This window comes from Paenibacillus fonticola DSM 21315 (assembly GCF_000381905.1).
GTDB lineage: Bacteria > Bacillota > Bacilli > Paenibacillales > Paenibacillaceae > Fontibacillus > Fontibacillus fonticola.
The window spans coordinates 95,542-109,566 of the sequence record NZ_KB907260.1 but is presented as its reverse complement, the minus strand read 5'-3'; the positions used below and the strand labels follow the sequence as shown (position 1 = coordinate 109,566).

The following is a 14,025-nucleotide window of genomic DNA, read 5'->3' as shown; positions in this document are numbered from 1 at the left end:
GAATACAAACAGCTATGGGGGACAAATCATGTACTGGAAGCGGATATCATATCATAAAAAGTTGTTTATCGTGCTGACGATCGTCAGCAGTTTGCCCGTGCTTTTACTAGGAACGATCGCTTATAAAAAGTCATCGGATACTTTGATGCGCCAGACGGAACAGGAACTGCAGGTAATTGCCGGCCAATTGATCACAGCGATCGAGAAGCAAATCAGCGATTTTGATCGTTTTAGCATCTTGCCCTACTATTTAACGGAAGCGTTTACAATTTTTAATCAGCCTTATATCCCTGAAAAAGAGTGGGGTTCCGCCGAGCTGAATGCGGAGAAGCAGCTAATTCGTTTAATGAGTGCCTATCCTTCTATTAATACCTCGATAAAAGGCATGGTACTGTACGGCAACAACGGCGGGATCAGCGGTTATCAGCTTAGCGGTTCTTCCTCGATCAATAGAAGCTACGATGTCACAAAGGAAGCCTGGTATCAAGAGGCGATAGAAAAAAGGGGCGGATTTGTCGTCTCCGGCGTGCATGAAGTCAGACAATTTGATGGACAAGCCTTTACAGCCGTGACCGTGTCCAGAATGCTGCTGGATGAGCGGATGCGCCCGCTGGCGATAATAGCCCTGCACATATCTCCCGATTTTATTGAGAAAATAATTTCCTCCTCGCAGCTGCGCGACACTGCTGTGACGGTTGTCGATGCGGATAATCAGCTAATCTATGCATCCGATGAACAGATTGCGGACCATCTGCTGGAGCGGCCGCCTCGCGTCGGGGTCGACGGCGTCTGGACGGCGGACAGCAAGCTGGGGGATCAGAACGTGAAATATAGCGGGGTTGTGAGGCAGAACAAATATTTGGGATGGACGATTTATATGGGTAAAAATCAGGATGTGATATTGCAGGGAAGCAGCACGATCCGCCAATATACCATAGCCATTGCTATCGTGCTGATGATTGCCTCCGCTGTCGTATCCTGGATGCTGGCCAACAGTTTGTCCCGGCCGATCAGCCGATTAATCCGTTCCATGCGCAATGTGGAGAAAGGTAAATTTGAAGTGCTGGAGGCGCCAACTAGATATGATGAAATCGGGCAGCTTCATTTAAGCTATGTGCGGATGGTCAAAAGAGTGAATGAGCTCATTCATTCGATCGCCGAGAAGGAACGGCAGAAGCGGAAGGCAGAGCTTTATGCGCTTCGGGTGAGGATTCAGCCTCATTTTTTGTATAACACGCTTAATTCGATTCGGATGCTGGCCATTTTGCAGCAGTCGCCGCAAATCGCCAAGCTGATTCATTCCTTAAACCGCTTGCTGCAATCATACATGAAGCTAAACGATGAGCTTATGCCATTATCCGAAGAGCTCGAGCTGCTCCGGGATTATGGGCAATTGATGGATCTAAGGTATACTAACACATTTGCCGTGGAGTGGGACGTACCGGAGGAACTGCTGGATGCAGGCATACCGGCCATGCTGCTGCAGCCGATATTGGAAAACGCTATTTTTCATGGCTCAATGGGCCTGAACCGCATATTGCTCATCACCGTGAAGGTCCGGCTAAGGGAAGACGGAAATACGCTGTGCATTGAAATTATCGATAACGGAATTGGAATATCAGAGGAGCAAATCGCTCTGCTGCTTGATCAGCGGGAGGACGACGCATCTCATATCGGGATCAACAATGTCAATGACAGGATTCGATTGTGGTTTGGCAGGGAGTACGGTCTTGAGGTTCAGCGCCAGGAACCGGGGACGGCGGTGCGGATGACGATTCCTTATAAATCCGTAACAAGGGGGAATTGAAATGTGGAATTTATTAGTGGTCGAGGATGAAGCGATCGTTAGAATGGGCTTGCGTTATATGGTGGATTGGGATGCCCAGGGCGTGTGCTGGAAAGCTGAGGCGTCTAATGGGGAAGAGGCCGTGCGGCTGCTGGAAACAGAAAACATTCATATCGTCATGACGGATATTCGCATGCCGGGCATGGATGGGATCGAGCTGGGCCGTTATATTCGCAATGGTCCGTTCAAGCATGTGCAGATGATCTATTTAAGCAGTTATGACGATTTTCCTTACGTCAAAGAGGCGATCCGGCTCGGAGCGATTGATTATCTTCACAAGCCGACTATGGATGAGGAGGAAGTGACGGCAACGCTTCAGAAAGCGGTCAAGCTGCTCGAGCAGAACACCGCGGGGACAACGGCCATATGGTCGGAGGAGGAGCGGAACGACTGGCTCGTATCTTTGCTTGATACGTACACTTACCCGTCCAAAATGCGATTGTCCGAACCGGAGAAAGGGCAATTTGCCCAGGGTCTGTGGATCGCTGCATTTCGCCTGCGGGATGATGCTGCAGATCAAATGACTGTAGATCACATAACCGCCCCCAGCACAAAAGATCATTTAAAGTTTATGTCGATCCGCTATTTGATTGAAGAATACGTCTCCCGAAACTGGGGCGGCATTGTGTTTCACCGCAACCATCGAGAAATATTGTGGCTGTCGCCATCTGCGCCGAAAGAAGAGGAGGACCTTCAGGGCAGGGAGCAGTATCTGGAGCGTCTGCGCAGCAAAATATTTGAATTGTTGAATGCGTCTATCATCTATTCGTGCAGTTCTATTTATAAAGATATGAGCGAAATTCCAAAAGCCTATATGGAGGCGGAGCTAAAATTTCCCGTCAACCAGCAAAGCGACAGCCTGCATGTCAGATTAGCGAAGGAATATGTGGATCATCATCTGCTTGAGGATATTACGCTGATGAAAGTGGCAGAGTCCATTCCGATCAGCACCAGCTATTTAAGCCGGATTTTTTTAAAAGAGGTTGGAGAAAGCTTTAGTGAATATGTCATCCGGAACAAAATTATTTATGCACAGAAGCTGCTGCGGGATACGAATAAAAAAGTATATGAAATAAGCGAAATATTAAGCTATACAAATCCGCATTATTTCAGCAAGCTGTTTAAAGATCGGGTAGGCATGACTCCGCTGGAGTATCGCAACCGTTAGTGCATAAGAGTGTAGGAAAATGCATTGATGTTCTATTTGGCCACACGAAAAGGTTTTTTACCTTGCCGAAAGTCGATATTTTCGCGTAAGAAATGACATATGGCCCTCATACCCAGCGCTGCTGCCGGATAGTAGACTTAAAGCAAGCAAATAGGCCAGCGCTTATTTACTTAACTTATTTATTATCAACAGGGGGTTGAAGAAATGAAAAGAAATCGCTTTACGGCAATGCTGGCGGTAATGATCTTGATCGTAATGATGTTATCCGCCTGCGGTGGCGGCGGCAGTCCGGAAAAGAACGCTGCTGGAACCGGGGCTGGTGATGGCGGCGGAGACAAAACGACAGTGAGCATTTGGGTGCTGAATGATCAAGCGGCATATCTTGAACCGATTATTAAAGATTTCGAAAGCAAAAATCCCGATATCAAAGTAGAACCTACCTTCTATGGGACAGATCCGTTAAAAGAATCACTGAAGGTAGCAGCAGCTTCGAAAACATTGCCAGATATGTGGTTTACTTGGGGCGGATCATTAGGGGCCTTTTACCCGGAAAACGGGTTGACGATGGATTTGACTGCGGTTGCGGCCGAACACAAATGGGAGGATATATATAATCCGGCAGCGATTGATTTGGTGAAGTATGACGGTAAAATTGCCGGGGTGCCATTCCACCTCGCTTCCCTCGCCGTCATTTATCCGAAGGAGTTATATGCTAAATTAAACCTGAATCCGCCAGCTACGTTCGCGGAGTTTGAAGCACAACTGCAATTGATGAAGGATCAGGATATTACGCCATTTGCCGTTGGAGGTAAGGGCGGCTGGATGCTGATGCGCTGGGTTGAGCAGTTGATCGAGCATTACGGCGGCGTCGAACTGCATGATCAGCTTAATGCGCTGGAAGCTTCATGGGAAGATCCGGCGGTTGTGCAAAGCTTTCAGAAGCTGAAGGAGTGGTCGGATAAAGGTTATTTCGAAAAAGGCTTTATTACTCTTGATCCACAGGAGGCTGAAACGCCGCTGTACCATGGTCTCCAAGGCTTTGCGATTGAAGGGGCATGGGTTGATTTGACCATATCCCAGGCAGGAGTAGATCCGAGCAGCATCGGTATTTTCAAATTCCCTACCGATCATCAGCCAGTGCGGATGTCGAGCTTTGCGGAGATGTTCCAAATTAACGGCAGCTCTGAGCCTGCTGTTCAGGAGGCAGCTGTAAAATTGGCCGAATATGTTACGGGCCAGGAGATTGTAAACGAGTATATTGACCAATATGGCTCTCCGGCTTTACAGCAATTCAATACTTCAGAGCAGTCCCCGCATACGGCAGAAATGGCCGATATGATTAAAGACGGCAACTTCCTGATTTCCGATCAGGCGCTGCCGCAAACGGTAGTACAGAAGCTGTTTGAAGCGCAGGATGCGGTGATTCTGAATGAATGGACACCGGAGCAGGCAGCCCAGGAACTTCAAAAAGCTGTCGAGGCGCATAAGAGCAACAACTAGAAATACAGCACAGCTTGGGAGGAACGGCCGTCTGGCTGTTCTCTCAAGCCCTGCTGGTGCGAGGGAGGCACAGTATGAAGCTCAAAGCTTGGAAGCCATGGACATTCCTGATGCCGGCGTTATTGATTTATCTTGTTGTAATCGTGGGGCCCTCCTTGTATACGCTGCAGCTCAGTCTATATCGCTGGAACGGGATTTCGCCAAACAAACAGTTTGTCGGCTTACAAAACTATATTTATTTATTAACAGAGGATACGGTCTTTCAAAAGGCTTTGAAAAATAACGTACTTTGGCTGGCAGGCTCTCTGACCATCATTATTGGACTGGGACTGATGTTTGCTCTGCTGCTTAACCGGAAACTCAAAGGGAGATCGTTGTTTCGCGGTGTATTTTATTTTCCCTATGTATTGTCAGGTATTATCGTCGCTTTGATGTGGAGCTGGCTTTACCATCCGACAAGGGGGTTCTTTAACGCTTTGTTGGAGGGGATCGGGCTTGGAGAACTGGCTCACCCCTGGCTGGCCGATCCGAAGACGGCACTGTACGCGGTATTTATCGCCGCTGTATGGCAAGGGGTTGGATTGCCAATGGTATTGTTTCTCGCGGGCTTGCAAAGCATTCCGAAGGACTGCTATGAGGCGGCGATTATCGATGGTGCCAAACCGGTTCAATCGTTCCGCTTCATAACGATACCGCTGCTAAGCGAAACCTTTGTCATTGTTTTCGCTACTACAATGGTTAATGCGATGAAGGTATATGACATTATTTACGGCATGACGGCAGGAGGCCCGGCGCAAAGCACACAGGTGCTGTCATCCTGGATGTACTATCAAACTTTTAAATTCAACAATATCGGTGTAGGGTCAGCCATTTCGTGGTTCCTGGTTTTTGTAACTATGGTGGTCATTATCCCTTACGTCTACTATACAAATAAAAAATCACATCTGTGATTTGCAGGAAAGCGGGTGGTGTGCCATATGGAAGACATCCAACAATCCGCTGTTTCAAAGGCGGTTATGTATCTATCTCTAATTTGCCTGGCTGTCATTTTTCTGATACCGATCGTGTTTATCGGGATGACAGCTTTGAAGTCCAATGCCGATCTGCTGAAAAATCCGGTCTATACTTTACCGGAAGTGTTCCAATGGAGCAATTTTGCCGAGGCATGGAGTAAAATGAATATTTATATTCGCAACAGTTTGTTTATTTCCGTGGTCAAGGTTCCGCTCGGTATATTGATCGAGGCGCTGGCCGCGTATGCCCTGACACGGATGGGCTTCAAGTGGGGGAACGCGCTATTTGCCGTATTTTTGGTCGGGATGATGATTCCCTTTCAGGCTACGCTCGTACCATTGAATATGATGCTGAATTATTTCGGGCTTGAAAATACGTATCCTGGTATTTTTATCGTTTATATAGGCTTTGGTATTCCCTTCGGCATCATGGTGCTGAGAGGATTTCTCCGCTCGATTCCAAAGGAATTGGATGAGGCGGCATATATTGACGGCTGTGCGGAACTGGGGAAATTTTTTCGCATCATATTGCCGATCGCTATGCCGGCCATAGCAACGCTGGTTATTCTCGATTTCCTGTCCACCTGGAATGAATTTTTGCTGGCGCAAATTTTCATCACAAAGGATTCTATGCAGCCGGTTACGGCGGGGCTGCTTACGTTCCAGGGACAGCATTCTACGAACTACACATTGTTAAGCGCCGGGGTATTGATCTCGATTGTACCGATTTTGGTCGTTTATTTATTTTTCCAGAAGTACTTTGTATCCGGAATGGCAGGAGCAATTAAAGGTTAGACAGGAGGATTCAAATGTTTACAGAGCAGACGAAGATAGGGCGCATATGGACGGATGAAGCTGCAGGAAAAATTTTGTTCAAGTATTTTCCGTTTCTTAAAGACGAGGAGCATCTTGCTTTTTCCTATAAAATTTTCACATTGGGGCAGTTCCTCGATTTGCGCGAGGAGCTTGGCTTTACGCAGGCGGAGCGGACAGCGCTGCTGCAAGAGCTGGCAGAGGCGGATTGCTCTCCGCAGGAAGGCGTGAAGAAATCCGCATTGAAGCGAGAGACTCATACAGGGTATGCCGATAAGCAAATGGACGGGGCCGGTTTGGTCAGCTCACCCGATAGCGCAGCCCAATGGGACGTGCTCGAGCTCAGTTTCAATGGGCCATCCGAGGGTAATCCTTACACGGATGTGGAGCTGAGTGCAACGTTTACTCACGGGGATGGGAAGCGTTCCATAAACGTTCTGGGCTTTTATAACGGCAATGGAAGCTACAAGGTTCGGATGATGCCTGACCGGGAGGGGAATTGGACGTACCGTACCCACAGCACTGTGAAAGCGCTGGAAGGAATCGAGGGCTCATTCATTTGTACCGCGCCCGAAGAAGGCAATCACGGTCCGGTGCGTGTCCGGGATACGTATCATTTCGCTTATGAAGACGGTACCGTCTATTTGCCGTTTGGCACAACTTGTTACGCATGGACGCATCAGGGAGAGGAGCTGGAGCAGCAGACGCTGGAAACGCTGGCGGGCTCGCCGTTTAATAAAATGCGGATGTGCGTGTTTCCCAAGTCCTATCTATACAACCGCAACGAACCGCCTCTGTATCCGTTCGAAGGCTCCCCGGAGGAGGGCTGGAATTTCCGCGCATTTAACCCGGCCTTCTTCGAGCACTTGGAGCAGCGGATAAGCGATTTGGGCCGGCTCGGAATAGAAACGGATCTGATCTTGTTCCACCCGTATGATCGCTGGGGATTTTCGGAAATGGAGCAGGAAGCCGATGATTTGTATTTACGTTATATTGTCGCCCGCTTGTCAGCATACCGGCATGTCTGGTGGTCGCTGGCAAATGAGTATGATTTGATGTGGGCGAAGACCGGCGAGGATTGGGAAAGGTATGCGAAGATCATTACGGCCCATGATCCCTACGGACATTTGCTGTCAAATCACAATTGGCTGACGTTCTATGATCATAGCAAGCCTTGGCTAACCCACTCCAGCATTCAAAGAATCGATGTATATAAAACCTCCGAAGCGACGCTGGAATGGCGGGAGCGCTGGAACAAGCCTGTCGTCATCGATGAATGCGCCTATGAAGGAGACATTGATCAGGGCTGGGGCAACATTAACGGTCAGGAAATGGTTCGCCGTTTCTGGGAAGGAATGATCCGGGGCGGATATGTCGGCCATGGAGAAACCTATTTGAATGATGAAGAAATTTTATGGTGGTCCAAAGGAGGCAAACTAGTTGGCGACAGCCCTGCGCGTATCGCGTTCCTGCGCAAGCTGGTAGAGGAAGCGCCAGGCCAGCGCTGGGAACCGCTCCGATCCGACTGGGATGCCCCCTGCGCAGGTGTCCGGGACAACTATTACATGTACTATTTTGGCTTTAACCAGCCGAAGTTCAGAATTTTCAATGTTAAACCGGGCATCAAGTATACCATTGAGATCATTGATACATGGAATATGACGATCGAGAAATGCGCTGGTCTACATGAAGGAACCTTCCGCGTGGAGCTGCCAGGCAGGCAGTTTATGGCTGTTCGTTTGCGCCGAGCGGATGAATGAGCGCAGTGGCTCAGCAAATAGGTGAACAGAGAGCCTCAGCCGATGAGTTAGCAGTGCCTTTACAAATGGTGAGCATAGCATCTCAGCAAATGAGTGAGTACGGTGCCTTTGCACGCGCGCAGCTCCCAGCGCAGTGTTTGAACTTCATGAAGGCGATCGGTCGGCTGCGTGAAAAGCAAAAACGACTCGCTGTAAAAGTTTTCCGGTAAAGTAATAAGCTGCAAACCTGTATAGTAAAGGGTTTGTAGCTTTATTTTTGAATTTCGAAAAATATAGGGTAACAACATTCTCTTAAGTTATTTAGGCGGAAGTTTAGCTTGACGATGTACATGTATTCAGTTATAGTTACTTTAGTGGTTAAAAGCTTCAAAGCGAACAAGCGTCTAAGTGGCAAAATATATTAAATGGATTCATAGATGATCGAAAAATAAGAACTAAAATGAGAGGATGACAATCATGATCGTAATCACTTCTAATCAGACACCAGAGGAACGTATTAATGAAATAATCGCAGTAATTGAAAAGGAAGGATTACAAACTCATGTTTCGAGAGGAAATGACCGTACAGTTATCGGATTGATTGGTATGATCGAGCCGAAGCTTGCGGAGCATTTACGCCAAATGAAGGATGTAGAGAATGTCATTAAAATTTCTAAATCTTACAAGCTGGCCAGCCGCGATTTCCATCCGGAGAACACGGTCATTAAAATTGGAGATGTAGAAATTGGCGGCGGTGAGCTCGTCGTAATGGGTGGTCCTTGTGCCGTAGAATCCGCCGAACAAATCGATGAAATCGCCCGCCTCGTGAAAGCGGCGGGAGGACAAGTGCTTCGCGGCGGAGCGTTTAAGCCGCGTACAGGGCCTTACAGCTTCCAGGGCGTAGGTGTTGAAGGCCTAGTCATGATGGCGGAAGCCGGAAAGAAGCACGGCTTGCTGACGATTACCGAAGTAATGACCCCTGAATATGTCGATGTTTGCGCGGAGTACGCTGACATTTTGCAGGTAGGTACGCGTAATATGCAAAACTTCGATTTGCTGCGCAAGCTGGGAACCTGCGGCAGACCGGTGCTGCTGAAGCGCGGATTCAGTGCAACGTACGACGAGTTCCTGAATGCGGCGGAGTATATTTTGGCAGGCGGAAATCCAAACGTCATGCTTTGTGAGCGGGGGATCCGCACGTTTGAAACCTACACTAGAAATACGCTTGATCTATCGGCGATTCCGGTATTGCAAAGCTTGAGCCATTTGCCGGTCATTTCCGATCCGAGCCATGGCACAGGACGCCGTGAGCTCGTAGAACCGATGACGAAAGCATCCGTTGCGGCAGGAGCGGACGGGCTGATCATCGAAATGCATACGGACCCGGATAATTCGATGACTGGCGACGGCGTGCAGTCGTTGTTCCCGGATCAGTTCGCTGCTTTGCTTCGTGATTTGGAGCAGCTGGCCCCATTGCTTGGAAAACGGTTTGATACGCCTAAGGCGCTCGTTTAAAGTTTAGCCGAACGAATATTTACATTTAATTCATTATTCGTCCGTTATAAAGGTCGAGCAGGATTACATCGTATTCCTGGCTCGGCCTTTTTAAGATTCTGCATCGATAAACGTTTTTCTTAAGATATCGGAAATTATAAAGCTCGAAGCCAGAAGTTCCTGGTGTCGCAAGAAAGGCAACTTCTGAACACGATGTTTTTGTATGATATTTCAAACACAAAACCAGGATCAGAGCGCAACACGGTTGAATGTGTATGATATTTCAAATATATAACCTGGATCAGGCGCAATGCAGTTGAATGTGTATGATTTTTCAAACACAAAACCTGGATCAGAGCGGAACACGGTTGAATGTGTATGATTTTTCAAATACAAAACCAGAATCAGGGCGCAACACGGTTGAATGTGTATGATATTTCAGACACAAAACCTGGATAGGGCGCAACGTTGGTTGAATGTGTATGATTTTTCAAACACAAAACCTGGATAGGGTGCAACGCGGTTGAATGTGTATGATTTATCAAGTACAAAACCAGGATCAGGGCGCAACGCGGATGAATGTGTATGATTTTTCAAGCACAAAACCTGGATCAGAGCGCAACACGGTTGAATGTGTATGATATTTCAAACACAAAACCTGGATAGGGTGCAACGTTGGTTGAATGTGTATGATTTATCAAGTACAAAACCAGGATCAGGGCGCAACGCGGTTGAATGTGTATGATTTTTCAAGTACAAAACCAGGATCAGGGCGCAACACGGTTGAATGTGTATGATATTTCAGACACAAAACCTGGATAGGGCGCAACGTTGGTTGAATGTGTATGATTTTTCATACTTCATAAATTGTCATTCTGGACTGGGCGACTGTTAAGCAGCAACTGCTCAGCAGCAAACTGCTCAACATCAACTGCTCGATCGGATAAACGAGATATCGTCACAAAAGCAGGTAATAAGCCCTAGCATGCTTACATTGTCAATTCTAGGAGACGGATGCCAGACAGTTCTCCCAGTTACATGAAGGTTTGTTTATAGACTTCAATCTGCGAAAGTCGAGTTAAAAAGTATTAAAAAAGTACTTTACAATAAGAAATAGGGGTGCAATAATGGCTTTATCGAAACCGGTTTCGGAGGATTGTTATTAGATGGTTATGAGGATTGTTATTAGATGGTTATGAAGATTGTTATTAGGTGGTTATTAGATAATCATCACTATAATATGTGTTTAAGTTTATTTGGTTTTTGTTTTAGGTTGGTTGCGATGATTATCGTTTCAGCTTGATGAATTCAGTCTTCAGTTGAGCTCCTTCAGCTCCTTCAGATTATTCAGATTATTCAACTTATTCAACCCATCCAGATAGCTCAGCGTTTAAGTTTAATGAATCAATGAAAATAACTGCGAGGATGCCACGTTGAACTGAAGTTTTTTAATCCTACGTAGTTTGAAATGGAATGGATTCACTTTTTATATTTACATATTAGCTATATATGCATTTAAAGAGAGGAGAACGATTGAATGACACAGTCGCGTTGGGAGTTTCAAGGAAATGAAGGGGTGTTTAAGCTAAAGGATCCAGAGAAGAACAGTTATCTCTATTTCCCGTTAGTAAATGAAGCGGGGATGATGTCCGCGATTACGCCGAATCTGCATGGCAGCATGACATCAGGTCATAATACGTTTCTTATGGAGCCCGTATCAGCGGGTGATCTGCACAACTCCAAGGCTTCGCGAAATTTCTGGATTCATATTAAGGGGCATGGAGCGTGGTCTGTATGCGGCAACTCCGCCAAACAGAATGCTAGTCAATTTGAAGAAGATCGGGAGCGTAACGAAATGGAGGGCGGTTTTTTATGGCATAAGCTTATCCGCCATCATGCTGCGATTGGCCTAAAGGCCGAAACTACGAGCTTTGTACCTGTCACTGATGATAAAGTCGAATTAATGAAGGTGACATTAACGAATACGGGTAGCGCTGCACTTGATTTAACACCGACCTCGGCTATTCCTCTATATGGCCGCTCGGCAGACGATCTCCGGGATCATCGGCATGTCACATCTCTGCTGCACCGCATTTATGTGTCGGACTTTGGTGTGGAAGTCCAGCCTGCTTTGTCTTTTGATGAAAGGGGCCACCGGATAAACAAAGTAAGTTACAGTGTTCTCGGTGCCGAAGGAAGCGGTAAAGCTCCGATCGGCATGTTCCCGGTTCAAGAGGAGTTTACCGGGGAAGGCGGGGCTTTGGACTGGCCGGAAGCTGTAGTATGCAACCGTGAACCGCAAGCAGCAGCAGGTATTTCGTTTGAAGGTTACGAGGCTGTTGGAGCACTCCGATTCGCACCCGTACAATTATTACCCGGGCAATCTGCTTCTTATATTATGGCGATGATCATTTCTGAGGGGAGGATAAATGATGCTGAGTATGCTCAGAATTATTTATCTGCGGTACAATTTGAGAAGCTGCTGAAGGAGAATGAAGCCTATTGGCGGAAGAAGCTGGGTACGATCCAGTTTCGGTCCGGGAATACAGAGCAGGATTTATGGAGGAAGTGGGTGACTCTACAGCCTATTTTACGCCGGTTGTACGGCAATTCGTTTCTTCCTTATCATGATTATGGCCGGGGAGGCAGGGGCTGGCGTGATTTGTGGCAGGATTGTCTTGCATTGATGGTGATGGAACCAAATGAAGTGAGGCATCTGCTGATAAACAATTATGCGGGAGTTCGAATTGATGGCAGTAATGCGACAATTATTGGCTCGCAGCCCGGTGAGTTTATTGCAGACCGCAACAACATTCCAAGGGTATGGATGGATCATGGGGCATGGCCTCTTCTGACGACGCTGCTTTATGTGCATCAAAGCGGTGATCTGGACATTTTGCTGCAGCCGCAGTCGTATTTCCGGGACATTTTCGTCAAGCGCTGTCAGGAGCGCGACTTGAGCTGGAATGCTGATAGCGGAAATAAGCTGACAACTCATGATGGCAGCGTCTATGAGGGCAGCATTTTGGAACATATATTGCTGCAAAACATCGTACCATTCTATCATGTTGGGGAGCATAACAATATTAAGCTGGAGGGTGCGGACTGGAATGATGGGCTTGATCTTGCCCCGAATCGCGGCGAGAGCGTGGCCTTTACCGCATTTTACGCCAGCAATCTACTGGAATTAACGGAGCTGCTCATTGCATTGCAGCAAAAGTCAGGATTGGAAACGATGGAGTTGGCCGAAGAAATGACGATGCTGCTGGATTCGATTATGGAGCCCGTTGATTATGAAAACGTGGATGTGAAGCTAAATCTTCTTTATCGATATTATGATGCAGTCACGCCTTCGGTTAGCGGAAACAAGCGGAAGTTGAAAATTTCGGAGGTTGTGGATGATTTAAGAGGAAAGGCAAGATGGATGATTTCCCACCTTCGCCATAATGAATGGATTACTAGTTCAGAAGGATATGCCTGGTTTAATGGCTACTACAATGACGATGCCGAGCGGGTCGAAGGTGAATTTCCGCAAGGCGTACGCATGACACTTACTGGTCAAGTGTTCAGCATTATGGGAGGTATCGCTACGGATGAGCAGGTTGGTAAAATCGTACAGGCTGCGGATCGCTATCTGAAGGATGAAAAAATCGGCTACCGTTTGAATTCGGATTTTGGCGGGGTGCAACAAAACCTTGGCAGGGCTTTTGGTTTTGCGTTTGGTCATAAAGAGAACGGAGCGATGTTCAGCCATATGACCGTCATGTACGCTAATGCGCTTTATAAGCGCGGTTTCGTAAAAGAGGGGTATAAAGTACTGGATTCTATCTACCGTCTCTCTACTCATTTTGAGCTTAGCCGGATGTACCCGGGCATACCTGAATATATTAATGAAAAAGGCCGCGGAATGTATACGTTTTTGACCGGCTCCGCGAGTTGGCTGCTGCTGACCGAACTGTCAGAGGTATATGGGGTGAAGGGAAGCTACGGCGATCTGCATCTGGAGCCTAAGCTCGTCAAAGAGCAGTTTGACGGCCAAGGCGAGGCTGCGGTAGAGACGTTGTTCGCGGATCGAATGCTGCATATAACCTATCGTAATTTACAGTTTCTCGAATATGGTCAATATCGGATTGGATCAATAACAGTAAACAGAAGTGACGTGGAAATTGTGCCTTTTGGTTCGGGGTGTTTAATTCAACGCTCTTTGCTGGAAGCTTTATTTGAAAAACGAGAAGGCGGTACAGAGCGGATTGATATTATACTGGTAGAGAAGTAAGAGCCTGATCTAATAGAAGATGATTGAACCTAGGGCCAGCGTTTCTGCTTTCAAGCGAAAAATCCTAGAAGGCTTAGAAGGCTTAGAAGGCTAGTAGGCTAGAAGGTAAGAAGGTAAGAAGGTAAGAAGGTAAGAAGGTAAGAAGGTAAGAAGGTAAGAAGGTAAGAAGGTAAGAA

The 14,025-nt window shown here is 47.1% G+C and carries 8 protein-coding genes; all 8 read left to right on the top strand.

Annotation, left to right across the window (positions count from 1 at the left end):
• Positions 1-28: 28 nt before the first annotated feature.
• A complete protein-coding gene (locus tag G358_RS0116780) occupies positions 29-1,807 on the top strand; it encodes a cache domain-containing sensor histidine kinase (protein ID WP_019638403.1) in 1,779 nt (592 codons plus the stop codon).
• 1 nt (position 1,808) lies between these two features.
• On the top strand, positions 1,809-3,014 hold the full coding sequence (locus tag G358_RS0116775) for a response regulator (RefSeq protein ID WP_019638402.1): 1,206 nt from the start codon (positions 1,809-1,811) through the stop codon (positions 3,012-3,014).
• Positions 3,015-3,218: 204 nt separating this feature from the next.
• Complete coding sequence (locus G358_RS0116770; RefSeq protein ID WP_019638401.1) at positions 3,219-4,514, top strand: ABC transporter substrate-binding protein; 1,296 nt, start codon at positions 3,219-3,221, stop codon at positions 4,512-4,514.
• Between the two features lie 74 nt (positions 4,515-4,588).
• Positions 4,589-5,464: a carbohydrate ABC transporter permease gene (locus G358_RS0116765; protein ID WP_019638400.1), complete on the top strand. Its 876-nt coding sequence runs from the start codon at positions 4,589-4,591 to the stop codon at positions 5,462-5,464.
• 27 nt (positions 5,465-5,491) lie between these two features.
• A complete protein-coding gene (locus G358_RS0116760) occupies positions 5,492-6,322 on the top strand; it encodes a carbohydrate ABC transporter permease (RefSeq protein ID WP_019638399.1) in 831 nt (276 codons plus the stop codon).
• Between the two features lie 14 nt (positions 6,323-6,336).
• Positions 6,337-8,100 (top strand): DUF5605 domain-containing protein, encoded by a 1,764-nt coding sequence (locus tag G358_RS0116755; protein ID WP_019638398.1) that lies wholly within the window; start codon positions 6,337-6,339, stop codon positions 8,098-8,100.
• 456 nt (positions 8,101-8,556) lie between these two features.
• Entirely contained in the window at positions 8,557-9,594 is a 1,038-nt protein-coding gene (gene aroF, locus G358_RS0116745) for a 3-deoxy-7-phosphoheptulonate synthase (RefSeq protein WP_019638396.1), read from the top strand.
• 1,516 nt (positions 9,595-11,110) lie between these two features.
• Positions 11,111-13,849 (top strand): GH36-type glycosyl hydrolase domain-containing protein, encoded by a 2,739-nt coding sequence (locus G358_RS0116740; protein WP_019638395.1) that lies wholly within the window; start codon positions 11,111-11,113, stop codon positions 13,847-13,849.
• Positions 13,850-14,025: the final 176 nt, after the last annotated feature.

What these genes read in the sequence shown, in the direction of transcription:
- G358_RS0116780 (WP_019638403.1), top strand. Translation starts at nt 29, where the DNA reads ATGTACTGGAAGCGGATATCATATCATAAAAAGTTGTTTATCGTGCTG.
- G358_RS0116775 (WP_019638402.1), top strand. Translation starts at nt 1,809, where the DNA reads ATGTGGAATTTATTAGTGGTCGAGGATGAAGCGATCGTTAGAATGGGC.
- G358_RS0116770 (WP_019638401.1), top strand. Translation starts at nt 3,219, where the DNA reads ATGAAAAGAAATCGCTTTACGGCAATGCTGGCGGTAATGATCTTGATC.
- G358_RS0116765 (WP_019638400.1), top strand. Translation starts at nt 4,589, where the DNA reads ATGAAGCTCAAAGCTTGGAAGCCATGGACATTCCTGATGCCGGCGTTA.
- G358_RS0116760 (WP_019638399.1), top strand. Translation starts at nt 5,492, where the DNA reads ATGGAAGACATCCAACAATCCGCTGTTTCAAAGGCGGTTATGTATCTA.
- G358_RS0116755 (WP_019638398.1), top strand. Translation starts at nt 6,337, where the DNA reads ATGTTTACAGAGCAGACGAAGATAGGGCGCATATGGACGGATGAAGCT.
- aroF (WP_019638396.1), top strand. Translation starts at nt 8,557, where the DNA reads ATGATCGTAATCACTTCTAATCAGACACCAGAGGAACGTATTAATGAA.
- G358_RS0116740 (WP_019638395.1), top strand. Translation starts at nt 11,111, where the DNA reads ATGACACAGTCGCGTTGGGAGTTTCAAGGAAATGAAGGGGTGTTTAAG.